Raw genomic sequence first — 25,284 nt, 5'->3', positions numbered from 1 at the left:
TGCAATTCGAAATGCATTTCGATAGAGAATTTATATCGTGAAATTTTATCGAGTTCTGTATATGGGAAGACGAAAGAATTCAAGAACAATAGATACAGGATAAATTTGTTAGTTGGAGGGGCTACTATTGGATATTAAAGACATATTGGAGGATTTAGGAACGAAGCGTGAAGGCGGTGAAGATAGTCATAGCTTTAATTCCGAAGAGGTAGAAAAGGGTCTTGCCGAATTAAACAAACAGCTTTTGGGTCTTGTTTCTTCTGGAAACGCTGAAAAAGCTCGCGAATTGGTTGAAGCTATCGCCTTGATAAATAGAAATCTGGGACGCTTGGAAAGCGGTTTCTCGCAGGAAATGCTTATCATGATAAGGCCAGAAAAAATTGAGGAGCCCGAAGAATTCCTAAAAGGCTTGAGGAAATTGGCGAACAGGCATTTAGGCCAGTTTGCTATTGGCAGCAATATTGCTATTGACGGAAAGCCTTTTTTGAAACCGGAAGGAGATCCTGCAAAATTGAATTAGTCATTTCATGAGAACTTATTTTTAACGGTTATTTACTCTTTTATTGTAAATCTATGGTACATTCACACTAACTTAAAACTAGTAATGGCAGGGTTTCCGAGGTTTCGAAACCTTGCCATTTTTATGTATTGGTAAATGAAGTGCAATTATCTACGGAGCGAGTGTTTTCACTGCTGTTATGAACTGGATGGAATAGGAGTCGCTTTGTATGTTATAGTTGATGGCCACAAACTATGTTTACAGGTTATTCTGATAAAGGGGATAAGCATTCGATCAGGATTGAATGCGGAGCCAAAAGTAGTATGAGTTAATAGATTGATTACTGGTGATTTAGAGTATTTCTCCTTTTGAATTACGATACCGCGGTTGACTAAAGTCCCATGTATCCATTGATTTACTAGTGGGGTAATATTTATCTCAATGGCTACAGCGGGCGTAAAGGGGTAGAATTCCTGCTGTAGCTTTGGATTGAAATTTATTGTACTATTATTTTCATAGGTCGAACAACTGCTAAATAATTTTAGCAGCGGATGTATGATAAACTTCGGAAATGGTGAGGAAAAGAAGTCTGATGTTTTGAATAGCACTAATTCGGCTGATTGCAAAAGTATATCACAGGGAATGGAACTAAGATCAAAATACAAATAACTGTAGTAGATATACGTCCTGTCTGTTCCTACGATAAGCTCTGTACTATTTATGTTACTTCGTGGCATTTTATTAGATAAAGTGAGACTTCTATTGGCTGAAATAGTTATTACTGCCATACGACCACTCCTTCAGAATATTCCTTACAACCAATCTGAGTAAGAGGAAGTGGAGATGAATTACATAAATTTATGTAGAGAACCGGAGTAACCAGTTCTCTTAAAAACTTGCTATGAAGAGAATGCAATACATACATGCATTTTTGTTGGATCATAGGTTGCTTCATTAACTAGAGATAAGGGAGTTAAGTCTTTTGATGCTCCTGCAGCTAATGCAGAGACCTGTTCTGAATAATAATACGTTTTTGTTCCCTCATAAATTTGAGTAACATAAAACGTTAGGGCGTTTCCGCCAGAGGCGTTACCGTTAGTTACTGTAACTTGAACGCCTAAGCCTTCATTGTTAGAATCGGCAAGTGAAAAGGGAATGCTGGTAATGCCAACTGCCATAATATAGTTCCTCCTTTTAGTAGGATATAATTCTCCTACATTCCATAATATGTATCGTAAAGTAGAAGGTGATTACAACTCGTCGTGACAAGGTTCGATTTTTACAATGTAACCTAGGCGAGAATATTTAGCTGGTCTTTTTTTGTTTTTCGTATAAAATAGTAGTGATGGGGTGATAAAATGGATGATAAAAAATTGTCGCTTATTTTAGAGAAACTATTGCAACTAGGTGCAGAGCTTAATGAATCGTCAGTAGAGTTTTCTAATGGACTTAAGGATAAGCGTGATTCTGATGATATTATGGCTGCTGTATTTTTAAAGAGACAAAATGAATATTTTAGCTCTGTGTTAGCATTGACACTTAATCAGGGTCACTATTTTCATTCTGTAGCTATAATCGTAAGTAGAATGATTGAGACTATGGCGCATTTATACTATTCAGATCTTGATAAAGAGTACTCTAAAAAGTGGATTGCTTATCAATATATTGATAAGCTTCGCTTATGTGAACAGAAAATATTAAACGGATTTCTCGTGACACAAGAAGAAGAGAATTTGATTATGGACAAACTAAAAGAACATTGCGTGAGATTTGTTAAGCATGAATATGGTAAACTTGTTAGACGCAAATTAGAAGAAAGAGCCTTGCCAAAAGGAAAATGGTTTCATTCGTCGTGGGGAGGCACGATCAGTTATATCATTGATAAAGTGAGTGATGATATTGATGCGCAAAAACACGATGTTTTAAACGAACATACTACAAGCGAATCGCTTAGATATATTTATCATAAATGGAATTTTAAATCACAGATGCTGGCCAGTGAATCTGATGATGCTGAGTATGAATTGAAGTGGGAAATAGAGCGTGCAAGTCAGAAAATCGAATTATTGATTGTTGCTATAGATCTTATGATTCAGACAGTCGATATTGCTAATCGACGATTTCAAGGGAACGAATTAAATACGTTACAGAGCATTGTGAATGATTTTGGCTGTGTTAAAAAGATATACCAAGAGTTGAATTGATCTTATTGAATTATTATTAATGTATTACCGTATGAAAGTAAAGACCTTTGAGGGCGACCTCAAAGGTCTTTACTATTTTGGGAAAAAGTAGATACAACGTTAAAAGCTCCCTGGTTTGCCAAAAAGAACAGAATTGACCGCAATTAGAAAAGGTATTAAGATTAATAATGTTAAAGTTAATTGATTATGTAAACATAAAGAGGTGTAAATATGTCACTTGCTACAAATGAGCGAAAAATGTGGATTAAGCTTGTAACAGGCTTTCTTATTATAACGATTTTAAAAGAAAAATCAGCCTATGGTAATCAAATTGCCGAGGAAATTAGTCGGCTTACGGAAGATACAATTAAGCCCAATCCCAATTTTATTTATCCGTTGCTGCGCCAAATGGAGGAAGATGGCTATGTACACGGAAGCTGGGAGAATCCTAAAACACGGGGAAAGAGGATTTATACTTTAACTGTCTCGGGACTAGCTTATTTTGAACGTGTAAAAGAAGTCGTGAAATTTAAATTTTTAGAACTGGAACAGTGTCAAACCGTAATGCGCCGTCTTTTATTTGGCGAAGCAATTAAAGAAAAGAGTGAGAACTATGATTAAAATAAAGAACTTTAGTAAGCGCCAGATCACGATAGCAGCTAGTGCGGTTGTAGGAGTTCTGACTGCAGCGGGCTTTTGGTGGTGGACTATTTCTAGCAGTATAATTTCGACAGATGATGCTAGAGTTAAAAATAACATAGTCAATGTAAGCACTAAGATTCCTGGACAAATTGATAAATTGCTGGTAAAAGAAGGCGAGTATGTAGAAGTTGGTCAAATTCTTGCTGAGATAGACAGCAGCTCTTTGAAAATTCAGGTGGAACAGGCTCAGGCTAATTTGAATTCGACTCAGGCAAAATTGGCTTCGCTTCAAGTGGGAAGCCGTCCACAGCAAGTTACTCAGTCCGAGGCTTCTGTTGAACAAGCAGCGGCAAATTTAGCGAATGCGCAAAAAAATTATGAACGAGTTGAAAGACTGTTCGAACAAGGCGCTATCGCGGAACAGCAGCGTGACGCGAGTCAAACTGCCCTAAAAGTAGCAGAATCTCAATATAATGGCGCTACAGCAGGATTGAGTCTCATGAACGAGGGGGCGACAGAGCAAGATCGCCAAGCTGCCAAGGCTCAAGTGGATCAAGCGTTCGCTGCATTAAAAAATGCTCAACTACAGTTGGAGTATTCCGTAATCAAAGCGCCTGTTGCTGGTGTTGTTGCTAAAGTGCCTATCGATATGGGAGAGATGGTGGCAGTAGGTCAGACTTTATACAGTGTTACCAATCCGGCTGGCGCTTGGATTGAGGCAAATATAGAGGAAACAGAAGTTGGACAAGTTAAACTAGGGCAGCAAGTCGATTTTATTGTTGATGCCTATCCAGGAAAAACTTTAAAAGGAGAAGTCATGGATATTGGCGCAGCTACAGGATCACAATTTGCATTGCTGCCTGCTGATAATAGTTCAGGCAATTTCACGAAAGTGACGCAACGCCTTGCTGTGAAAATCAAAGTGATTGACGCAGAAAACTTAATTTTAAAGCCTGGCATGTCTTCTACTGTTAAAATTCATACAAGGTAGGTGGAAGAAATGCTAGAGTCTATAACTCAAAAACCCCATAAGTATCTGGTTCTATTTACTGTTTCACTGGGAACCGTGCTAAGTGGTTATGTAACAAGCTCTTTAGATATTGCTTTATCCAATATTATGAATACCTTTGGTTTTACTATGGATACGGTTACCTGGGTATTACTTTCTTACATGATTCCTTATGGTGCTACTTTGCCAATCATGGGGAAGTTTGGTGACCAATTTGGGCGTAAAAAAATGTATGTTAGCGGACTCGTTGTGTTTACTTTGGCAACCATGATGGTTGGTTTAGCTTGGAGTAGCAGTTCTGTCATTGGATTTCGAGTATTGCAGGGGCTTGGGGCAGCGATGTTTTTCCCTAACGCTATGACCTTGGTGTCTGATGCCTTTCCACCGAATGAACGCGGCCAAGCTATGGGGATGTGGGGGGCGTTTGCTGCTTCCGGCGCTGTACTTGGACCGACTGTTGGTGGTTATATTGTCGAGTATATGAATTGGCGCATGCTCTTTAATAGCATTGTACCAATTTCCGCCCTGGGAATTATCTTGGCCGTGACAGTACTGCAGGAGTCGGAACTTGGCAATGTTTCCGAAAAAATCGACTATGTTGGCGGTATCGCGCTGGTAACAAGTTTAAGCACTTTGATTATTGCTTTAAATCGTGGGGCTAAAGAAGGCTGGACTTCCCTTTATATTCTTAGTTTATTTACAATTATGCTTTTCAGTATGGCGGCTTTTTTATATGTAGAAAGTCATAGCCAAGCTCCATTAGTAGATTTGCATTTATTTGAAAACACCACCTTTGCAGCAGCCAATATTGTTGGTTTTCTAACCTTCATGGCTTTAAATGGCGGTTTGTTTTTAATTCCCTTTTTTCTAAGAAATATTTTACACTATACGCCGATTCATGCCGGTCTTGCTTTATTTCCCTTAATTGGTTCAATGATACTATTAGCTCCGATGGGAGGAAAACTGGCTGACCGAGTGGGCGGCAAACTTCCAACTTTAGCTGGAATGACGCTACTATCTATTTCACTCTATTCTTTTCACACGATGACAAGCGATACAGGGTATTTATTTATTGCTGTGCGATTGGTTTTGATGGGGGCCGGGCTCGCATTGACTATGTCTCCTTTATCTAACGCAGCTATGGCCACTTTGCCCAAAGAGAAAACGGGTGTAGGCTCAGGCGTTTTTAATCTATTTAAAAACGTTGGCGGCAGTGTGGGAATTGCTGTTTTAGGGACTATTCTAGATCAGAGACAGGTATTTCATCGTGAGATACTTTCTAACCATATTGATAGTTTTTCCTTACTAGCGCAACAAGTTATATCGACATTGCAGGCCGGTTTTGTACTGAATGGTATGCCGGTAAGCCAGGCTTATACAGCAGCGCTTGCTGTTCTACAGTCAATGGTCGAACAGCAAGCGGCGGTCATGGCCTATGGTGATACTTTTCAGATTGCCGCATTACTAGCAAGTGGCGGCATTATTGCGTCATTGCTAATTGGTAAGTCTGCGAAACCCGTTTTAAAAGAAGCCGCTTTGGGCGATTCGGAGTCTGTATCATCAGTTTCAAGTTCGTAAATTTATAAAGCTATCTGCTTTTTTGGCAGATAGCTTTTTTATAAACTGACGGGAAAATGGCACCTATAAAGCTATTTGAGAATAAAGTATAAGCAGAGGAGGCGTATTCTATTGCGTAAGTATTTATTACAGAAAGATTCAACGGACCTAAGAGATTATATTTTTTGCACAACTTGTTTTAAAGAAGTAAAAGCTTTGCCAGTCAAAATAGACCTTCGCGAGAAATGTAGTCCCATTGTTGATCAAGGGCAGTTAGGTTCTTGCACTGCCAATGCGATTGCCAGTGGCTTACGTGAATATATGCTGAAAACGGCAAATGCCTGGGTTGCCCTGTCACGCTTATTTTTGTACTGGGAAGAACGATATTTAGAGGGAACTGTGAATGAAGATAGTGGAGCGCAAATTCGTGATGGCATGAAAGTATTACAAAAAATTGGCGTGTGTCCTGAAGCGGTTTGGCCATATAATATTCAAACATTTGCACAATCCCCGACAGAGCAAGAGCTTGCCGCTGCTGCTCTTTATAAAATAACGGAATATCATCGGATTACTTCCTTAATTCAGATTAAAGCGTCTGTTGCAGAAGAGCTTCCCGTAGTTATTGGGATGGAAGTGTATTCATCTTTTGAAGGGAAAGACGTAGCTGCTACCGGGATTGTTCCTTTACCTAAAACAGACGTGGAAGAACTGCTTGGTGGCCATGCTGTACTTGTTGTTGGCTATGATGATTCTAACGAGCAATTCATTGTGAGAAATTCTTGGGGAGTAAAATGGGGTGACCAAGGGTATTTTTACCTTCCCTATGACTATTATCGGAAAGGCTATATCAATGACTGTTGGACTAGTAGAGGATAGCTATCAGCGGTTGAGAGGAGAATAGCCACAATGAGTAAGGAGAAGATTAAAATTGTCTTTATTCATGGTGAGGGTTTCGTGTCGGAGACGATTCGGAATATACAGAAGCTTAAAGCTACTGTAAAGGATGGATTCATTCCATCTCACTGCGGTATTATTGTTGATGAGTGTTATGGCGAAGCGCTTATTGATGGTTTTCAGACAAAGGATAAATATTGTTTTGATCCAGAAATTGTGCGTGTCTATGAACTTGAAATTCCTGATATGGAGTCTTGTCGAGCAAAATTCAATGAAATTACGGGCCGAGGCTATGGTTGGCTCGCTGTTTGGAATGGTTTAATTTATACAGTAGCTGGGATCATTACAGAAGGCGATGGCGAAAAAACGGGCGATTGCTCAGAAGATGATACTAGAATTATTCGCGCTGGGGGAATTGACATACTACCGGGGATTCCTGCTGATGATATAACTCCGCTTATCTTAATGGAGGCTGTGCAGAAAATTGGCAGTTTAGTTTTATCGGAGGTTTGCAAAAAATAAATTTTACGCTCAGGCTTATGCACCGAATAATATATTTTCCAAGTAAAGATTTAAGTAGAAAATTTGACAAAGCGTTCGATAAGGTGTAAGATAAGGAAACAACGACGCGGGGTGGAGCAGCTGGCAGCTCGTCGGGCTCATAACCCGAAGGTCACAGGTTCAAGTCCTGTCCCCGCAACCATTTAAACTATAAAACAAGCCCCTGTGTTTAACAGGGGCTTGTTTTATAGTTTCTAGCAGGAAAGTTGCCTTAACTCTTGAATTTTTATGTATATAGTATTTTTAGTCGCTGTATTTTCGTATATTCAAGGAAGATTGCGATGCTCGTGGTTGTGGAGCGGAGGGCGAATTTATGAAGAATAATAAAACTTGTATGTTGCTCCTAGAAAGTATGCAGCGAGATTTGTGCTATTTTAAAGAGCGGTGTCGTGCTGATGTTCATTTAACAAATAAGATGACTTCTGTTATGGAATTTTTATCACAATTGAGCGATGTGAAACAACAGGAAGGGCAGCAACAAAAAATAAGTAATGGCTCTTCGGCTGAGTGTGACAATGTTTTAGGACTTTTAGAAATTTCTGAAACGAATGAGGTTGCTGCACAAATTCTTGATAAAGCGGTACAATTATTTCAAGCATCTCATGGATTTTTCTTTTTTTGGGAAAAACGTCGAGAATTTATTTTGAAACAAGGTTTTGGGTTCTTTCGACAGTTCACAGGACGAGCAGTTCGAGTTAATGAAGGATTTATCGGTGAAATCTGGCATACGGGACAGCCCTTTTTTGTAGAGGATTATTCTGTATGGGAGAAGCGGATTTTTACAGTCGATTTTAAGACGATCATTGGTGTTCCTTTGCTTATAGACGGAAAGATACAAGGGGTTTTAGGACTGGCTTTTGATGAAGTTCGTATTGAAATGGCTAATTATGGCTTATTATGGCTAGCTCGTTTTGCCGAAGTAGCTAGTATTGCCTTTGCTAATACATTGGTATGCTCTAAGGATCTTGATATGGCTGGGGATATTGCAGCATGGGCTGTTGTACAGGAAGAAATACGACAGGTTGCAGCAGCGTTGGAACAAAGCTCGGGTGTTACGATTATTACTGACTTAGATAGTTGTGTTACTTATGCCAGTTCTCATTTTAAGCAATTGACAAAAGCGGTAAATGGTGAAACCTATTGCGAAGAATTGTATCAGGCTATAATAGAGACTGTTTCACAGGGCGAAAAATGGCATGGAGAAGTTTATAATTGGAAAAAAGATGGTCAACGCCATTGGGCCTTGATTTCCATTTCACCTATCAGTACTGAGCAAGGCCATCGGGCCTATGCTTTGGAAGTAGAGCAGGATATTACTGAACAACATGTATTTGAAGAAATATTACAAACGGAGCCCTTTGAATTTACCAACATTTTGGGGAAATTTAAAACACAACAGCATGAATTTCTAAATCTGAAACATATCAAGAAACATTCGCGATTGTATTGGATTTTAGATGATTTTTCTATGCTGCAACAATATTTGGAGCGTATTGTTGCTATAATTCATATTTTTCAGGCGTTGCATGAATTTTCTTTACGAGAAAAAATGATATTACTGCAAACAAAAGCGGACGCAATTACAGAACTAATCAAGAAGCAGAAGCTTGATTATGGCTTGGTTGATTTAGATATGACTTTGGCGGAAACGGATCAACGTTTAAATCATGTGGTAAATATTGTACGAGCTTTGAAGCTTTTTGCTAGAGCCGAACAAGAAGAAACTTTGGCGGAGTATCAAATAAATGAAGGGGTAAAGGCGGCGTTAAGTGTCGTTGCGCATGAGATTCAAGCTGTGGCTGATCTTGTTGTTGAATTGGGAAACGTCCCTTCCTTGTATGTCAGAGAACGTCAGATTAATCAGGCAATTTTTCATCTTTTAACGAATGCTGCGCAGGCTATTGCTTGTCAAAAGTCTGAAAAAAAGGGGTCTATTCGTATTCGAACTTATGAAGAATCGGGGTGGGTTTGCTGTTCCATTCATGATTCGGGGATCGGTATTGATGAGACTGTTTTAAAGGAAATTTTTAATCCATTTTATACAACCAAGTTAACAAAAACAGAAATTGGTCTGGGGCTTAGTATTTCGCGTGATATTATTGTCAATAAACATCAGGGAAGATTACTTGTTACGAGCGAACCGGGGAGTGGCAGCAGCTTTATAATTCAATTGCCTTATACGCTAGAATAGTTAAAAGACAAGATGTTGGGAGGAAAAGCTGTGAAGCGATTGATCTGTTATTTTCGAGATACTCATATTATGAGCCAGAAATCACGAGAGTTTTTGCGCTATATCGGACCGGGAATATTGGTAACGGTAGGATTTATTGACCCTGGCAATTGGGCTGCCAATATGGCGGCAGGTGCTGATTACGGTTATGCATTATTATGGATGGTTACGATATCAACAATTATGCTGATTTTTTTGCAGCATAATGTGGCTCATTTGGGGATTGTTACAGGACTTTGTCTATCGGAAGCCGCCACGATATATTTAAAGCCTTGGATATCACGATCCTTGCTGATTTCCGCTGTTGGCGCCTCTATTGCTACAAGTCTAGCTGAAATTTTAGGTGGCGCCATTGCGATACATATTTTATTTCATCTGCCCATAAAGGTTGCCGCTGTACTTTCAGCTCTTTTGTGTGGCTGGCTGCTTTGGTCTAATTCTTATAAAAAACTAGAAACACTTATTATTGGCTTTGTTTCAATTATTGGCTTTTCTTTTTTGTTTGAAGTAAGCTTGGTAAATCTTGATTGGCCGCAGGCCGCTGTGGGCTGGGTAACACCAGCTGTTCCCGAAGGGGCTATGACTGTAGTTATGAGCGTTTTAGGTGCCGTTGTTATGCCTCATAATTTGTTTTTGCATTCGGAAATTATTCAGAGCCGCCAATGGAACTTGGCAGATCGAGCTGTAATTAAAAGACAGCTTCGTTATGAATTTATTGATACGCTAGCCTCAATGGGCATTGGTTGGGCAATTAATAGTGCCATGATTTTGATTGCTGCAGCTGTTTTTTTCACAAATCACGTGGAAGTCACTGAATTAGAGCAAGCTCAGGAAATGTTGAAGCCTCTTTTGGGGAATCATGCGGCCATGATTTTTGCTGTAGCTCTCTTGTTTTCAGGCATTGCCTCTACGACTACAGCTGGGATGGCTGGCGGAAGTATTTTTGCCGGGATTTTTAAAGAACCCTACGATATAAAAGATCGTCATTCCTGGCTAGGTGTTTTGTTGACCTACGGCTTTTCTGTACTCATCATTCTTTTTATTGACGATCCCTTTCAGGGATTGATTTACTCGCAAGTTGCGCTTAGTATACAGCTTCCTTGGACGATTTTTATGCAGATTTATCTGACCTCTTCGTCGAAAGTAATGGGGGAGTATGCCAATACGAAGTTGCAGAAAATTTTATTATGGTCGATCGGCATTATTGTTTCGGTTCTAAATATTCTTTTGCTTATTGATATGCTGTTTTAATGAATATCCATTGACACTTTTTGTGTTTTATGATATATTTTGCATCATAAGTGTTAAGCAATGAAGCTTGCTGGAGGATTTTTTCAGTAAGCTTTTTATTTTTATTGCATAAATTGCAGGAAAAATAAATAAGATATAGAATATTCTAAAAATAAACCCTTATTGGAAAGGTGGCGGTACCTATGATTTTTACAATTATTGCTGCGCTCTTGTTTGCGACTTTATTAGGATGGTTTTTTGTTCGTCCGCATACCTATGTTACGTTATGTCGCTTATTCGAAGAAAAAGAACATTAAACAATTTTATCATGAATAAAAGCTGCCCTAGCGTTTTTCGCATAGGACAGCTTTTTTTGCGTTGTGACCAGAGTGCAATTTAAAGTTGGAAGCGGAGTAGTGATCCTTGTAGATCGGAAGCTAGTTTGGCTAAGGCTTGACTAGCAGCTGCAATTTCTTCCATCGAAGCAGATTGTTCCTCTGTTGCAGCAGAGACTGTTTCTGTTTCGCTGGAAGCGTTACGACTTACGCGATCAATCTCTTGAACGGAATTAAGGACTTCTTGGCTGGAAGTGGCGATTTCCTTAATTGCAGCAGAAATTTCCCGAGCTTGCTCAGAGACAAGCTGTACTTTTGTACTGATTTCTTGGAAGGATTGGCCCGACGCAGCTACGGTTGTGGCACCTACTTTTACTTCGCGAGTGCCTGTATTCATGGCAGTGACTGCTTTATCTGTATCAATTTGAATTTCTTCAATAAGTGAGGCAATTTGTTTGGCAGCATCTTGGGATTGTTCCGCTAGTTTTCGTACTTCCTCGGCGACGACAGCGAAGCCTCGTCCTTGCTCGCCAGCTCTGGCGGCTTCAATTGCTGCGTTTAAAGCCAGTAAATTCGTCTGACCGGCAATTCCTGAAATGGTGTCGACAATTTGGCCAATCTCTTTAGAACGTTCGCCCAGTTTTTCAACTACTTGGGCGGAGGAAAGAACAGTTGTTTCAATCGATTGCATTTGGTGAACGGCTTTTTCTACCGCCTGATTACCAGCAGAGGCTGTTTCCGTTGTTTCTGATGACTGATTGGCAGCTTCATTCGCCTTTTGAGAGACTTGCTGTAGTGAACTGCTAATTTGATTGACTACAGTGGCTGTTCGATTCGTAGAGACTAACTGAGCTTGAGCGCCGCTAGCTACTGCAGTAATAGATTCGGCTACCTGCGTAGAAGCTAAGGCAGATTGTTCGGCGCTCGCTGTCAATTCTTCTGAGGCGCTAGCAAGTTGCTCAGAAGAACTTTTTACTTGATGCATAAGGGTACGTAAGCTATTTTTCATCGCAACAAGTTCATTGGCTACTGTCCCAATTTCGTCTTGTTGCAATACGGTACGCGGTTTATCGCGAAAATCACCGGATGCCAACTCTTGACAAAATAAGACCATTTTATTTAAAGGTATTGTAATTAAACGTGAGAAATATAAGCCGCTACCGACAAGTAGTAGAAGGGAAAAGAGAATCATCGCTATTGTGATCAGTGATGCAGTAGCTACCGCTTTTTGCGTATTATTATTCGTTGTTTCAGCTAGTTTGTTGTAGTACAATGCAAGTTCGCGCATGTTGTCGACTACTTCTACGGCTATTTTATCAACATCGCGGGCGTAAATCTCATAAGCTTCCTTATTTTTATTTTCTAGAGATAGTTTATAACTTGTTTGACTTATAGCGTGGTATTTTTCCAGTGATTGTTTAACTTTATTGATTAGTTCAGCTGTAGTAGCATCACTGGGAAGTTTTTCTACTAGTGCTACATTATTGCTTAATTTTTCCTTGCGATCAGAAATAATATTTTTTAATTCATCATTTTTTTTCGGATCTGTTGTGAGCATAAGTTCTAATAAAGCGGAATTCATGCGAACTACGTTGGCGCGGCTTTCATTTAAAACCTGTACCGGAATCAGTCGGTCTTTGTATAAATCTTCCATGTCGTGGGCCGACTTTTGTAAGTAAAGATAGCCAGTTGTTCCGACGAGGATCAGACTGAGTACGGCAATACCAATCAGACATCCTAACTTAAAGGGCACTTTTAAGTTTCTAAAAAAGGCCATTTTTTTCCCTCCCTATGTATCTTGTTTAGGCTATTTTATTTTATAATTTTACATGATTTTCTCTTGCTGTCAAAACAAATGTAACAAAATATCTATTTGTGTAAAAAGATGAGACTAAAAACCTAGACAATCAGTTGATGTTAACGAGTATTTTTAATATTTGGAATTTGTTCTAGAGGAATTGACAGTTACTGATAAAGAGAATAGAATAAGTTTAAATCCTAGTAATTCGGTAGGAATAGTATGCTTTTTTATCCAGAAATAATCAGTTTGGGTAAAGCTGTTTGATAAGAATGAATGAGGTGAATAAAATGGCGGAAACTTTGTTAGAAATTCATGATTTACACGCGGCCGTAGATGGCAAGGAAATCTTAAAAGGTCTTGATTTAACAATTCGTAAAGGGGAAGTCCATGTTATTATGGGACCCAATGGTTCAGGTAAATCCACGTTGATGAATTTGATTATGGGACACCCCAAATATGAAATTACCGCAGGTTCTATTCAATTTGAAGGCGAAGATATTGGCGCATTAAAAACGGATGAACGGGCGAGACGGGGTTTGTTTCTTTCGTTTCAAAACCCGGAAGAAATTCCTGGGATTACTGTAGAGAATTTTTTACGTACTGCCAAAAATGCAATTACGGGCGAACCGGTAAAAATTCTTCCCTTTAAAAAAGAATTAAAGAAAACAATGGAATCTCTAAAGATGGACAGCAGCTATGCAGCGAGATATCTTAATGTGGGCTTTTCTGGCGGCGAAAAGAAGCGCAATGAAATTTTGCAAATGATGATTACGAATCCAAAACTGGCTTTGCTTGATGAAACTGACTCTGGTCTTGATGTGGATGCAGTTCGTATTGTATCAGCAGGCGTAAGTCAGTTCAAAAACGAGGACAATGCCGTTTTGATCATTACTCATAACACAAAAATCTTGGAACATTTAGCGGTCGACTGTGTGCATGTATTAATGCATGGCAAGATCATTCAAACAGGTGATGCGGCCTTGATTTCGGAAATTAATGAAAATGGTTTCCTCCATTTAGATGTGGCGGCCAACCAGTAAACGTTGGCCTATTAGGCTAATGGCAGAAACCGTGAGGTGAATAGAGTGGAAAAGAAAAGAACAGCTGTAGCTGATATTGATAGAGGTCTTTATGATATTAAAAATGAAGATCGCTACCGCTATAAAGTTTCCCAAGGATTAACAGCAGAGATTGTGACAAAAATTTCCCGCGAAAAGAATGAACCAGAGTGGATGCTTCAATTTCGTCTCCATTCCTTAGAGGTTTATAATCAGATTGCTCTGCCTGAGTGGGGACCGTCGCTTGATGAATTGAATATGGATGAAATTGTTACGTATGTGCGTCCTGATACAGAGATGAAAGGAAATTGGCAAGAAGTTCCCGACGACATTAAAAATACTTTTGAACGCTTAGGAATTCCTCAAGCTGAAAAAGAATCCTTAGCTGGTGTTGGCGCTCAGTATGATTCTGAGGTTGTCTATCATAGTGTTCGCGAAGATCTTGTTAAACAGGGCGTTGTTTATACGGATATGGAAACAGCGGTGAAAGAATATGAGCCGATGGTTAAGGAATATTTTATGAAGCTGGTTCCGCCAAGCGACCATAAGTTTGTTGCTCTACATGGAGCTGTTTGGTCTGGTGGCTCTTTTGTCTACGTGCCGCCAGGAGTGACAGTAGATATTCCGCTTCAATCGTATTTCCGTCTTAACTCACCGGGTTCAGGTCAATTTGAACATACCTTGATTATTGTTGATAAAGGAGCGAAGCTTCATTTTATTGAAGGGTGTTCTGCGCCGAAGTATAATGTAACAAATCTTCACGCCGGTTGTGTAGAACTTTATGTAAAAGAAGATGCAACGCTACGCTACTCGACAATTGAAAATTGGTCAAGAAATATGCTCAATTTGAATACAAAACGGGCTGTTGTCGAGAAAAATGGTTCCATAGAATGGGTATCAGGATCATTCGGTTCGAAAATTTCGATGCTCTATCCTATGAGTATTTTAAAAGGAGAAGGTGCGAAGGCTGATTTTAGCGGCATTACTTTTGCATCGGCTGGTCAGACCCTTGATACAGGGGCTAAGATTGTTCATGCTGCTCCTTATACATCTTCTAATATTAGCTCTCGTTCTATTTCCAAGGGAGGCGGCGTAGCCGTTTATCGTGGTGCAATTAAAGTCGGTTCTAATGCCCATCACTGTAAGTCGTCGGTAAACTGTGAATCCCTTATGCTCGATTCCGAGTCACGGTCTGATACTTTACCGACCATGGATATTTTAAATGATGAAGTCGATATTGGTCATGAAGCGAAAATCGGCAGAATTAGTGATGAAGCAATTTTTTACCTTATGAGTCGCGGCATTAGTGAAAAGGAAGCCAAAGCGATGATTGTTCGGGGCTTTGCCGAACCGATCGCCAAGGAACTACCCTTAGAATATGCCGTGGAAATGAATAATTTGATTAATTTAGAGTTGGAAGGAACGATTGGTTAGGAGGCGCTCGCATGCAAGAATTGATGAAAAAAATGAACCCGATTCCTGTAAAGACATGGCGATGGCTGGGCGTGAATGAAGTGAATTTAGAAGAAACCATTCCGACTATAATGCCTTATCATAAATCGGTTTTAAAAACCAAAATACCTGACGGTGTTGTTGTGACGGAAGATCACAAGACACGCCAAGATTACGCTGCGTTAGCAGGTAAAATAGCTGCAGGCGTTAGTGAACCTATGGAACAGTTTGTAGCTTTAAATGAAAACAGCGGTCATTTAGTGACGATAGCAAAAGACGCAAAAGTCACTGAACCGATTGTATTTCATTATGAGTTTGATTCGGAAAATCCAACTGTAATAGATCAGCAAGTCGTTGTCGCAGAAGAGGATAGTGAAGCGACGATTATCCTTTGCTATACTGGTGAAAGCACCGCTTTTCATAGTGGTTTGACGAAAGTCTACGCTAAAAAAGGCGCCAAAATCCATATTATCAAAGTGCAGCTTCTTAGCGATCAGTCCTTGCAGTTTGATGGTACTGGTTCGGTTGTAGAAGCGGGAGCCCGCGTTGACTTTACGTTAGTGGAGCTCGGTTCGAAGTGTTCGGTGACGAATCATAAGACGAGTCTTAATGGTAAAGAGGCTGAAGGCAAAGTGTATTCTATTTATTTTGGCGATCAGGCGCGAAAAATTGATATCAATTATGTCATGACCTTTCTTGGTAAGCAAGTAAACGGTGAAATAATCAGCCGTGGCGCTTTGCTTGACGAAAGTCAAAAAATATTTAGAGGTACGCTTGATTTTGTAACAGGCTCACGGGGAGCTGTTGGGAAAGAAGAAGAATATACAGTGCTTCTCAGTCCGAAAGTGCGCAATCGTTCTATTCCGCTCATGCTTTGTTCTGAAGCTGATGTAGAAGGGCAGCATGCTGCTAGCACCGGCCAAATGGATGAAGAACAACTTTTTTATCTGATGAGCCGTGGGATTAGCGAGATCGAGGCGAAAAAACTGATTATAGAAGCTTCATTTCAACCAATTATTGATAAAATACCTGTTGCTGCGATTCAAGAAGCGATTGGCGAATTTATTAGGAGGCGTTTAGCACATGTCGGGTAATCCTTATGTACAAGATTTTCCTATTTTAAACAAACCTATGAATGGCAAGCGGCTAGTGTATCTCGATAATGGCGCAACGACGCAAAAGCCTCTATCAGTGATTCGAGCTGTTGATGAGTATTATGAAACGTTCAATGCCAATCCCCATCGTGGCGCTTATGATTTAAGTGTAAAAGCTACAGAAATCTATGAGAATTCTCGTGAAATTGTCAAAGATTTTATTGGTGCAAGTAAGAGTTGTGAAGTTATTTTTACGAAAAATGCTACAGAGTCTTTAAATCTGATTGCTTATAGTTACGGTATGACCTTTATTCAACCTGGCGATGAAATTGTCATTTCCATTGCCGAGCATCATAGCAATCTTGTTCCTTGGCAGCAAGTTGCTAGGGCGAAGGGCGCCGTTTTGAAATACTTGTATATTAATGACCAAGGCTTAATTACCGATGAAGAGCTTGCTGCTAAAATTACGGATAAAACGAAAATTGTAGCAGTGACTCAGATTTCTAATGTACTGGGGATTGTGAATCCCGTTGAGAAAATTATCGCTAAAGCCCATTCTGTTGGTGCTATTGCTATTTTAGACGGAGCTCAGAGTACGCCCCATATGAAAGTGGATGTAACGGCGCTAGACGTAGATTTCTTTGTGTTTTCAGGCCATAAAATGATGTCTCCTATGGGAATCGGCGTACTTTATGGTAAAGAAAAACTGTTGAATCAAATGCCGCCTTTCCTTTGCGGTGGTGATATGATTGAGTATGTACAGGAACAGGAAACAACTTTTGCCGAACTTCCCGCTAAATTTGAGGCTGGTACGCAAAATGTAGGCGGGGCCCTGGGATTGGCCAAAGCTGTGGAGTATTTAAATCAAGTCGGTATGGATACGGTTCATAAAGTAGAGCAAGAGCTTGTTTCTTATGCTCTGGAAAAAATGGCGAAAGAGCCCTACCTGACGATCTATGGTACGAAAGATGCCGCTTTAAAATCAGGAGTTATTTCTTTTAACGTCGAAGACGTTCACCCGCATGACGTTTCATCGATTCTTGATGCTGATGGTGTTGCCATTCGGGCAGGTCATCATTGCGCTCATCCGTTGATGCAATTTTTGCAGGTTAATGCAACTTGCCGGGCAAGCTTCTATTTTTATAACACGAAAGAAGATGTAGATCAGTTGATTTTAAGTTTATCCCGTGTGAGAGGGGTTCTTGGCTATGGATCTAAGTGAAGTATATACAGAGATTATTGCCGAACATAACCAATCAAGACGGAACAAAAGAGCGCTTGAGCAACCGACAGTGGTCTTGAAAGGCCGAAATCCAAGCTGCGGTGATGAAATAGAACTGTCATTGAAACTGTCCGATGGCTTGATTGAAGACGCAGCTTTTACGGGAGTTGGTTGTGCTATCTCTCAAGCATCTACCTCTATGATGATTGATCTTGTTAAGGGACAAACCGTTGAGAAAGCGCAAGAATTGATTCAGACTTTTTTGGGCATGATTAAACGGGAAATTACTGATGACGATGCCTTAGAAGTGCTTGATGAAGCAATTGCTTTAAAAAATATTTCGAATATGCCAGCGCGAGTAAAATGTGCTGTCTTATCTTGGCACACTTTAGAAGGCGCCATAAAAAAAGAATAGTAATGGATTTTTGGTAAATCCTAAAAAGCTGCAGTTCACTTTAAAAGTGCTGCAGCTTTTTTATGTGTGTTGTCATAAAAGTAAAGGGGGGGTTAAAATAAAATTTGATGATTATTAATTTGCAATAACAAATAAAATTTATTAATAAATAATATTGACAAAATAATACGATGTAACTATAATGGTTACAAGAGGAGGTGATCCTCATGAGAACAAGCAGTCGGTTTACTGTAGCAGTACATATCCTTTCAGTCATTGCAATTGCCAAAGAAGTTCTCTGTACTTCCGAATTTATTGCAGCAAGTGTGAATACGAATCCTGTCGTCATCCGCCGTCTGATTGCTCAATTAAAACAAGCTGGTTTCATCGGTGTTTATCCTGGTACTGGCGGTGCCTATTTGACAAAAGGATTAGAGGAAATCACTTTACTAGCAGTCTATCGTGCGGTGGAGAAAAAAGAGCAAGAACGACTCTTTCGGTTTCATGAAAAACCGAATCCACATTGCCCGATCGGAGCTAATTTGCAAGAGATACTTGAAAAATTTTTATGGCAGGCGCAAGTTGCGATGGAAGAGGTTTTGGAAAATATTACATTAGCCTCTGTGATTGCTACATTACAAACTAAGATTTCCTAAATAGATTTACGTAAAAATAAAAGTGAGGCGATTGAAAATGGCAAAAGAATTTTTAACAGCAGTGAAAGACAGACGGTCTTTTTATGGAATTAGCAAAGAAGCGGTGCTTTCTGACGAAAAGATTCAAGAGATCATTCGTCATGCCATCCAGTTTGCTCCTTCAGCTTTTAACTCGCAAAGCGCTAGAGTTTTACTCTTATTAGGAAAAGAGCATGACCGTCTTTGGGAATTGACGAAAGATGTCTTGCGGAAAATAGTTCCCAGTGAAAATTTTGCAGCTACTGAACAAAAAATTGATTCTTTTAAAAATGGCTATGGAACTGTATTGTATTTTGAAGATCAAACAGTTGTGGCTGAATTGCAAAATAAATTTGCTGCCTACAAGGATAATTTTCCTCGGTGGTCAGAACAGTCGTCAGGGATGCTGCAATTTATTATCTGGACGGCTTTAGAAGAAGAGGGGCTTGGGGCTAGTTTGCAGCATTATAGTCCGCTGATCGATGAAGGGGTTCAAAAGAATTGGCAAGTGCCTGATACCTGGAAGTTAATTGCTCAAATGCCTTTCGGCAAACCTATAGCGGTGCCGGATCCGAAAGAAAGCCAGCCGCTCGAAACGCGGTTTAAGGTTTTCAAATAAGCAAGATAAAGCTCTTAGTTCTAGGATCTATACGCTAACATAGTTAAAAAAGCTGTCTCTAGTGGAGTTTTTACTCCTTAGAGACAGCTTTTTCGTTTGTTTTTGCTTATTGGCCAGGCAGAGAATCGCCTTCTTTTACCTCTTTAATATTGCCTGAAGCGATTAATGTTTGTTCTGGTAAGTCTGTTACAATTTCCACAAAATCACCAACGGGATCCCCTAATTGTACGGCTTGTTTTGAAGCTTTTCCGCCTTTGGCAACATAGATATAGGAAAGACCTTTTTCTTCAAACACTGCTGTTTTCGGGACGGCGATAACGGGAACCGTTTGTGTTGTGTAAAAGCGCGCTGTTACGGGCATACCTGGTTTTAAAAGATCATTGGGGTTATCAATTCGAATTTGCGTGCGAAATAATTGGTTAGCCCCAGGAAATATACTTTCTACTTGCGCGGAGAAAGTTTGTCCTGGCAATGCGTCACATTGAATTTCCGCTTTGCTGCCAGAGCGAACAAAATATAAGTCCTTTTGGCTAAGTTGCACGACCGTCTGAACACCCGTACCATTTGACAATGTTAAAAGTTGTTGTCCTGTTTGCACAGTATTGCCGACTGCTAAAGCAAATCCTGTCACAATTCCGTCAGTTGGCGCAGTCACTTTTACAAGACCGCCGCCGACTATTTGGGTCGTAACATTTTCCGCTGGATCAGAAGTAGGCGCCGAAGCGGGTGTTGCTTCGCTTTCGTTGGCGCCTGCTTGAGCGGCTTCTAAGCGGGCGCGCGCCTCATCAAGTTTTTTTCGAGCAATGGCGCCTTGTTCATAAAGTTTCTGATAGCGTTGGTATTCTTTTTCTAGAGTGGCATATTGTCCATTGCCCGCTGCTTGAGAGTCGGTAGGACTGCGCCGATCTATGCTGTAATTCGGTGTACTTGCGGCGACTGCAATGGTTCGTGGGGTTGTTTCAATGGTTAATAGAACTTGTCCTGCTTGAACCAAGTCGCCTTCCTTTACGTTCACTTCTTTTACTTGCCCTAGTGAATCAGCAGATACAGTAGCGGCTTTATGGCCTTCAATTGTACCGCTGAATTGAATCGTTACCGGTTTATCCATTTTACTGACAGGTACTACAATGACATTGCCGGAACCGTAGAAACTTTTGTGGCCAGGCCAATGTCCGGCCCGATAGAGAGCATAGGAAAAGAGGCCCGCAAGAACTAGGGAAATTCCTGTAATACATAAAATACGATGAGTTTGCCATAGCTTTTTCATGGGGTCATCTCCAATAGGGTTAATCGCAATCGCTATTATGTTGCCACTTTTTATTATATTCGTCAAGCCTTAAGAGTACTATAAGCAAATGAAAAAAATGTAACTAAATGTTGAAAGTGAGTTCATAAAATGATAAACTACAATTGAAACACTGTTTAAATCGTAGTTTTAAAAATAGTTTAATTTTAATACATTTACTTTATTGTAATTTGTGCACTGCTTTGCACTTTTATTGCTGGGGAGGAGTCAAAATGAATAAGTTATTTCATGTGGGGATTGATATTGGCTCGACGACTGTAAAACTTGTTGTCTTAGATCAAAATTTACAAATGATTTACCATACATATGAAAGACACTATTCTGAGGTGCGAAAAAAAGCTAAAGAATTATTAGAAGCCGCCTATGCCAACTTTTATGATGCCTATATTACCATTTTGATAACTGGATCTGGCGGTATTTCTGTGGCTAAGGCGCTTAAAGTTGATTTTACGCAGGAAGTCGTTGCGGGAGCACAGGCTGTGAGATCACTGTATCCGCAAACGGATGTGGCGATTGAACTGGGTGGCGAAGATGCTAAGCTTATGTATTTTTCTGACGGCATGGACCAGCGGATGAACGGAACCTGTGCTGGTGGGACTGGTTCTTTTATTGATCAGATGGCGACACTGTTAAAGACCGATGCGGCTGGACTCAATGAGCTGGCTAAGAAACATAAAGTGATTTATCCGATTGCGGCGCGTTGTGGCGTTTTTGCGAAAACAGATGTACAGCCCTTAATTAATGAAGGGGCGGAAAAAGCCGATATTGCAGCTTCCATTTTTCAAGCTGTTGTCGTACAGACTGTGAGCGGCTTAGCTTGCGGTCGTCCAATTCGTGGGAATGTTGCTTTTTTAGGTGGGCCGTTGTACTTTTTATCAGAACTAAGAAACCGATTTATTGCCACACTGGATCTCCAAGAAGATGCGGTGATTTTGCCGCAATCATCGCAGGTTTTTGTAGCGCAAGGAGCTGCCCTCTTATCGGTAAAGGAAAAACCGCTCTTATTCTCAGAACTCATGGGACGTCTTGATCAGCTATTGTTAGAGGGTGGCGAACAGACGAAGACTTTGCCGCCCTTGTTTCACTCGCCGGAAGACTTAGCTCTTTTCCGTCAGCGTCATAGTTTAGCAAAAGTTAAACAAGCGGAGCTTACTCAATATGTTGGAAACTGCTATTTAGGGATTGATGCTGGTTCGACCACGACAAAAGCGGCTCTGATAGGTGAAGATGGCTCACTGCTTTATACGTATTATAGTAGCAATGAAGGGCATCCGCTTCGCTTAGCTGCCGCTATTTTGCGTGAAATTTACAGAAAATTGCCTAAAACGGCGCAGATTGCTTATGCTGCAGTAACTGGTTATGGCGAAATGCTGCTTAAGAAGGCTCTGAAAATTGATATAGGTGAGATCGAAACGATTGCGCATTATAAAGCTGCCGCTTTTTTCTGCCCGGAAGTCGATTTTATCCTTGATATTGGCGGCCAAGATATGAAATGTTTAAAAATTAAAGAGGGTCGTATTGAGGAAATTCTGCTTAATGAGGCCTGCTCCAGTGGCTGTGGTTCTTTTCTAGAGACTTTTGCTAAGTCTTTAGGACTTACGGTGCAAGAGTTTGCCGCAGCGGCGCTTACTGCGCAGGCTCCTGTTGAGCTTGGTTCCCGTTGTACTGTCTTTATGAACTCAAAAGTAAAGCAAGCACAAAAAGAGGGAACGGGAATCGGTGACTTATCGGCTGGACTTTCCTATTCCGTTGTGCAAAATGCATTGTATAAAGTCATCAAAGTACGTAGTAAAGCGGATGTAGGCGATCATGTTGTTGTACAGGGCGGAACTTTTTATAATGAAGCGGTGTTGCGCAGCTTAGAACTTTTACTGGAACGACCTGTGATTCGGCCTGATATTTCGGGAATTATGGGAGCTTTTGGCGCGGCTTTATTGGCAAAAGAAAATTATGAGGCAGGAAAAGAAACGACACTGTTATCAGAAGCTGCCTTAGAAAAATTAACAATGACGACTACGACAGGAAGATGCAGTCGTTGTTCCAATCATTGTTTGCTTACGATTAGTCGTTTTGGCGACGGTGAACACTTTATTTCGGGAAATCGCTGTGAAAAAGGCGCCGGAGCGGAAACCGTTGGTGAAGCGATTCCTAATCTATATCATTATAAGTATGAACGATTATTTAGTTATAAGCCGTTAACAGCAGAGGCGGCGCCGCGAGGCCAGATTGGCTTACCAAGGGTGCTGAATATGTATGCTGATTATCCTTTTTGGTTTACTTTGTTTACCAAGCTTGGCTTTCAAGTTGTTTTATCAGATGGATCATCGAAAGAATTGTACGAATCAGGTATGGAAACGATCCCCTCTGAGTCTCTCTGCTATCCCGGTAAGCTGATTCATGGTCATATCATGAATCTTGTTGAAAAAGGCGTCTCACTAATCTTTTATCCTTCGATTATGCATAGTCCCAAAGAATTTTCGGAAGCGGAAAACCACTATAATTGTCCTATTGTGACATCCTATCCAGAAGTAATTCGTAATAACATGGATATTTTACGCGAGCAGGGTATCCGTTTTTTGAATCCATTTCTGCCGCTGGATCAGAAAAAGGGACTCGCTAAACTATTGCAGTCAGAATTCGCTGCGTATCATTTATCCCGGCAAGAGCTTTATGCTGCCATTGAGCAAGCCGAAGCGGAGCGAAGACGCTTTCAATTGGATATGCAGCAGGCGGGGAAAAATGCTCTAGCGTGGTTGCAAGAAACGGGCCGTAGGGGGATTGTTCTTGCTGGTCATCCCTATCATGTAGATCCAGAAATTCACCATGGCATACCACAGCTTATCACCCAGCTAGGCATGGCTGTTTTAACAGAAGACGCTGTGGCCTTCCTGGGAAAACTTGATGGCACTCTACGTGTAGTTGACCAATGGGTTTATCATTCTAGGCTGTATCGAGCGGCAAGTTTCGTGGCAAAGGCTCCCAATATAGAGCTTGTACAGCTTACTTCTTTTGGTTGCGGTCTTGATGCTGTAACAACAGATCAGGTCCAGGAAATTTTACAGCAAAATGGCAAACTATATACGGGTTTAAAGATAGATGAAGGAAATAATCTTGGCGCTGCGCGAATTCGGTTACGGTCATTAGCGGCGGCTTTACGCGACAGAGATAAAAAGCCTGCTCCAACGGCGTTAGCACCAAAAGTTCAATATAAGCGATCGGTTTTTACCAAGCCGATGAAAGAGACGCATACAATTTTATTGCCACAAATGTCGCCAATTCACTTTGGCTTTTTAGAGGAAGCGTTCCGTTTGTCAGGCTATAAGGCGGTTGTACTGCCTTATGATCATGCGAAAGCCGTTCAGGCTGGACTTCGTTTTGTAAATCATGATGCTTGTTATCCGGCCATTTTGGCTGTGGGGCAGTTGATTGCCGCCTTAGAGTCCGGCGAATATGATCTTTCGCGGACGGCGGTTATGATGACACAGACTGGCGGTGGCTGCCGGGCGACAAACTATATTGGTTTTTTGCGAAAAGCGCTTCATGATGCGGGTATGGGGCAAGTGCCGATTTTATCATTTAATGCGAATGGCCTGGAAAAACAGCCGGGATTTTCTCTGTCGCCACGGCTTTTACATCGTCTGATAATGGGCGTTGTTTACGGCGATGTGCTCATGAAAGTTCTTTATCGTGTGCGTCCTTATGAGCGCGAAAAAGGAACGGCAAATGCTCTTTATGAAAAATGGGCAGCTTATTGTCGTGAGTCTCTGAGAGAAAGCAGTCTTACGACTTATGTAAATAATATTCATTCGATTATGGAAGAGTTTGATCAATTGCCGATTTTGCGACAGCGCAAACCAAAGGTCGGCTTAGTTGGCGAGATTTATGTGAAGTTCCAGGGCGCTGCTAACAACCACATTGTAGATGTGTTGGAAGCTGAGGGAGCTGAAGCGGTTATGCCTGGCCTACTAGATTTTTTACTCTATGCTGCTTTTGATGCTGACTTTCAGGCGAAATATTTGGCGGGTAGTAAAAAGGCGCAGTTATTTGGTTGGGGGGCTATCGCTATTTTAGAGCTTTATCGTCAGGCTTATAAGCGGGCGGCACGTTCTAGTAAACGCTTTTGTGTGCCACCAACCATTCAAGAAATCGCTGCAGGCGCTAAGCCGGTTCTATCACTGGGCCATCAGACGGGGGAAGGCTGGTTTTTAACGGGTGAAATGGTTGAACTCATTCAAAGTGGTGTAAGAAATATTGTATGCATGCAGCCCTTTGGCTGTTTACCTAATCACGTAACAGGCAAAGGTATGATTAAAGAATTGAAGCGTCAATTTGCTAAGACGAATATTATTGCCTTAGATTACGATCCAGGCGCAAGTGAGGTAAATCAACTGAACCGTTTGAAGCTTATGCTGGCTACTGCTTTTGAAGCGGAACGAACTTTACAGGAGCAAGAGCTTTCTGTTGGGGCAACGGGAGTTTTGTCACCGGAAAATATGGATGCTTTGTATGAAACTTGAACATAAA

Annotated in this window: 21 protein-coding genes and 1 tRNA gene; 18 read left to right on the top strand and 4 right to left on the bottom strand. The window is 40.7% G+C overall.

The annotated features are described in order from the left end of the window. The first annotated feature begins 127 nt into the window (after positions 1-127). Entirely contained in the window at positions 128-520 is a 393-nt protein-coding gene (locus AC0NJP_RS16920) for a hypothetical protein (RefSeq protein WP_474039783.1), read from the top strand. Between the two features lie 176 nt (positions 521-696). Here AC0NJP_RS16920 and AC0NJP_RS16915 read toward each other — a convergent pair whose 3' ends face one another. Both AC0NJP_RS16915 and AC0NJP_RS16910 read right to left on the bottom strand, forming a co-directional pair. Continuing rightward, a complete protein-coding gene (locus AC0NJP_RS16915) occupies positions 697-1,287 on the bottom strand; it encodes a DNRLRE domain-containing protein (protein WP_474039782.1) in 591 nt (196 codons plus the stop codon). Between the two features lie 111 nt (positions 1,288-1,398). Further along, positions 1,399-1,677 carry a hypothetical protein gene (locus AC0NJP_RS16910; protein ID WP_474039781.1) on the bottom strand — a complete coding sequence of 93 codons (279 nt, stop codon included), beginning with the start codon at positions 1,675-1,677 and terminating at the stop codon, positions 1,399-1,401. Positions 1,678-1,857: 180 nt separating this feature from the next. On the opposite strand from AC0NJP_RS16910, the gene AC0NJP_RS16905 reads away from it, so the two are divergent. From AC0NJP_RS16905 to AC0NJP_RS16865, 9 genes are all read left to right on the top strand, one after another. Next, entirely contained in the window at positions 1,858-2,703 is an 846-nt protein-coding gene (locus AC0NJP_RS16905; protein ID WP_474039780.1) for a hypothetical protein, read from the top strand. A gap of 210 nt (positions 2,704-2,913) precedes the next feature. Beyond that, complete coding sequence (locus AC0NJP_RS16900) at positions 2,914-3,303, top strand: PadR family transcriptional regulator (protein ID WP_474039779.1); 390 nt, start codon at positions 2,914-2,916, stop codon at positions 3,301-3,303. Continuing rightward, positions 3,296-4,315, top strand: coding sequence for an HlyD family secretion protein (locus AC0NJP_RS16895; RefSeq protein WP_474039778.1), 1,020 nt, complete (start codon positions 3,296-3,298; stop codon positions 4,313-4,315). The genes AC0NJP_RS16900 and AC0NJP_RS16895 overlap by 8 nt, the downstream gene beginning before the upstream one ends. A gap of 9 nt (positions 4,316-4,324) precedes the next feature. Next, positions 4,325-5,911: a DHA2 family efflux MFS transporter permease subunit gene (locus AC0NJP_RS16890; protein WP_474039777.1), complete on the top strand. Its 1,587-nt coding sequence runs from the start codon at positions 4,325-4,327 to the stop codon at positions 5,909-5,911. Positions 5,912-6,022: 111 nt separating this feature from the next. Continuing rightward, positions 6,023-6,766 carry a C1 family peptidase gene (locus AC0NJP_RS16885; protein ID WP_474039776.1) on the top strand — a complete coding sequence of 248 codons (744 nt, stop codon included), beginning with the start codon at positions 6,023-6,025 and terminating at the stop codon, positions 6,764-6,766. Positions 6,767-6,796: 30 nt separating this feature from the next. Continuing rightward, positions 6,797-7,306: a hypothetical protein gene (locus AC0NJP_RS16880; RefSeq protein WP_474039775.1), complete on the top strand. Its 510-nt coding sequence runs from the start codon at positions 6,797-6,799 to the stop codon at positions 7,304-7,306. 105 nt (positions 7,307-7,411) lie between these two features. Beyond that, a tRNA-Met gene (locus AC0NJP_RS16875) sits at positions 7,412-7,487 on the top strand. A gap of 171 nt (positions 7,488-7,658) precedes the next feature. Beyond that, the gene (locus AC0NJP_RS16870; RefSeq protein ID WP_474700526.1) at positions 7,659-9,536 is read left to right on the top strand and encodes an ATP-binding protein; all 1,878 of its coding nucleotides are present in this window, start codon (positions 7,659-7,661) and stop codon (positions 9,534-9,536) included. Positions 9,537-9,605: 69 nt separating this feature from the next. Then, on the top strand, positions 9,606-10,826 hold the full coding sequence (locus AC0NJP_RS16865) for an Nramp family divalent metal transporter (RefSeq protein ID WP_474040063.1): 1,221 nt from the start codon (positions 9,606-9,608) through the stop codon (positions 10,824-10,826). A 375-nt stretch (positions 10,827-11,201) separates the two neighbouring features. On the opposite strand, the gene AC0NJP_RS16860 is transcribed toward AC0NJP_RS16865, so the two are convergent. Next, a complete protein-coding gene (locus AC0NJP_RS16860; protein WP_474039773.1) occupies positions 11,202-12,917 on the bottom strand; it encodes a methyl-accepting chemotaxis protein in 1,716 nt (571 codons plus the stop codon). 311 nt (positions 12,918-13,228) lie between these two features. Between AC0NJP_RS16860 and sufC the strand changes: the two genes are divergently transcribed. The 7 genes from sufC (at position 13,229) to AC0NJP_RS16825 (ending at position 19,454) form a co-directional block, all read left to right on the top strand. After that, positions 13,229-13,981 carry a Fe-S cluster assembly ATPase SufC gene (gene sufC / locus AC0NJP_RS16855; protein WP_474039772.1) on the top strand — a complete coding sequence of 251 codons (753 nt, stop codon included), beginning with the start codon at positions 13,229-13,231 and terminating at the stop codon, positions 13,979-13,981. 45 nt (positions 13,982-14,026) lie between these two features. Further along, complete coding sequence (sufB, locus tag AC0NJP_RS16850; RefSeq protein WP_474039771.1) at positions 14,027-15,433, top strand: Fe-S cluster assembly protein SufB; 1,407 nt, start codon at positions 14,027-14,029, stop codon at positions 15,431-15,433. 11 nt (positions 15,434-15,444) lie between these two features. Further along, complete coding sequence (gene sufD / locus AC0NJP_RS16845) at positions 15,445-16,545, top strand: Fe-S cluster assembly protein SufD (RefSeq protein WP_474039770.1); 1,101 nt, start codon at positions 15,445-15,447, stop codon at positions 16,543-16,545. Then, complete coding sequence (locus AC0NJP_RS16840; RefSeq protein ID WP_474700525.1) at positions 16,535-17,767, top strand: cysteine desulfurase; 1,233 nt, start codon at positions 16,535-16,537, stop codon at positions 17,765-17,767. Before sufD ends, AC0NJP_RS16840 begins: the two co-directional genes overlap by 11 nt. Beyond that, positions 17,754-18,182 carry a Fe-S cluster assembly sulfur transfer protein SufU gene (gene sufU, locus AC0NJP_RS16835; RefSeq protein WP_474039768.1) on the top strand — a complete coding sequence of 143 codons (429 nt, stop codon included), beginning with the start codon at positions 17,754-17,756 and terminating at the stop codon, positions 18,180-18,182. The genes AC0NJP_RS16840 and sufU overlap by 14 nt, the downstream gene beginning before the upstream one ends. 206 nt (positions 18,183-18,388) lie before the next feature. Further along, complete coding sequence (locus AC0NJP_RS16830) at positions 18,389-18,817, top strand: Rrf2 family transcriptional regulator (RefSeq protein WP_474039767.1); 429 nt, start codon at positions 18,389-18,391, stop codon at positions 18,815-18,817. Between the two features lie 37 nt (positions 18,818-18,854). Beyond that, entirely contained in the window at positions 18,855-19,454 is a 600-nt protein-coding gene (locus AC0NJP_RS16825) for a nitroreductase family protein (RefSeq protein ID WP_474039766.1), read from the top strand. A 106-nt stretch (positions 19,455-19,560) separates the two neighbouring features. On the opposite strand, the gene AC0NJP_RS16820 is transcribed toward AC0NJP_RS16825, so the two are convergent. Further along, a complete protein-coding gene (locus tag AC0NJP_RS16820) occupies positions 19,561-20,721 on the bottom strand; it encodes an efflux RND transporter periplasmic adaptor subunit (RefSeq protein ID WP_474039765.1) in 1,161 nt (386 codons plus the stop codon). Positions 20,722-20,972: 251 nt separating this feature from the next. On the opposite strand from AC0NJP_RS16820, the gene AC0NJP_RS16815 reads away from it, so the two are divergent. Beyond that, positions 20,973-25,277 (top strand): acyl-CoA dehydratase activase-related protein, encoded by a 4,305-nt coding sequence (locus AC0NJP_RS16815; RefSeq protein WP_474039764.1) that lies wholly within the window; start codon positions 20,973-20,975, stop codon positions 25,275-25,277. The last annotated feature ends 7 nt before the right edge of the window (positions 25,278-25,284 follow it).

The organism is Pelorhabdus sp. sgz311002 (assembly GCF_056134285.1).
The sequence above is the reverse complement of the archived record's forward strand: the minus strand, read 5'-3'. Positions and strand labels throughout refer to the sequence as shown.